The sequence below is a fragment of the Dolichospermum sp. UHCC 0259 genome, from assembly GCF_009711935.1.
Lineage (GTDB): Bacteria > Cyanobacteriota > Cyanobacteriia > Cyanobacteriales > Nostocaceae > Dolichospermum.
The window spans coordinates 1-1,147 of record NZ_VIKX01000058.1; the positions used below are offsets into that span (position 1 = coordinate 1).

Sequence of the window (1,147 nt, forward strand, 5' to 3'; positions counted from 1 at the left end):
CCTACTTCTACCTACCCTATAAACTCTCGAAAGTGGGGGGAGAGTGAAAAACTACTTTTGTGTTAATTGTTAATTATCTAAAAATATTTACTAATTAAATAGTTAAAATATTCAGTAACTCCTCTTAGAGAAGGAAAGATCAAAAGTATTCACACTGGGTGCATCATGAATCAAAATTATACATTTAAATTTAACTCCTCCACAGCCTTAGAAGCACTCAAAGCAGGTAAATACGATCGCCTGGACTTTTACGAAGCACGTCTAGACCTATTTAAACTATCGGTCATGGCAGACTATGACCAGTTAGTGTGCCTTCCCACCCTCACTGCCATTGACAAATATTGGTATCAAATTGAAACAGCCCGCAAGGTTCTGAGACAACTGGGTGGACGGGCATTGTTAGCAGATGAAGTGGGTTTGGGCAAAACCGTTGAAGCCGGAATTATCTGTGCTGAGTATTTAGCTAGAGGCATGGTACAGTCCCTACTCGTACTCACTCCCGCATCCCTCGTTTCTCAGTGGCAATTAGAATTAAGTGAAAAATTTAACATTGCCACTATTACCACAGATAACCGTGACCCCCAACAACCCCTAGAAGATTTTTGGACGCAGAATCCCCGCATTATCGCTTCACTCAACACGGCTAAATCTGCCAAGCATTTTTCTCATGTCACCGGTCGCACCTGGGACTTGGTAGTTGTTGATGAAGCACACCACCTCAAAAATCGCACGACTCTTAACTGGAAGTTGGTAAACGCCCTGAACAAGCGGTTTATCCTCATGCTGACTGCAACCCCAGTCCAGAATTCGCTGATTGAACTATTCAATCTCCTGACTCTACTGAAACCAGGTTTATTGCAAACAGAAGCTGCGTTTAAAAAAGAATACGTTGATTCCAGAAATGGACGTATTCCCAAAAATCCAGAAAAACTGCGTTCCTTGATGCGGGAAGTGATGGTACGCAATACCCGCGCTTTGGTAGATGTGAAGTTACCAAAACGATTTGCTACTACAATTACGGTGGCACCTGCGGCGGGTGAACAGAAACTTTACCAAGATTTGAGTGATTATCTGCGTTCTTCTGAAGATAAGTTAGACAGACTTTCTCGAACTAATTTGGGCTCTTGCGCCTCTTTTATGGAGAAAA

At 42.5% G+C, this 1,147-nt stretch carries 1 protein-coding gene; it reads left to right on the forward strand.

Going from position 1 to position 1,147, the window contains the following annotated elements; translation table 11 throughout:
• Nucleotides 1–165 precede the first annotated feature (165 nt).
• A partial coding sequence (locus FJR05_RS04575) for a DEAD/DEAH box helicase (protein WP_168643005.1) occupies nt 166–1,147 on the forward strand: 982 nt, incomplete at its 3' end.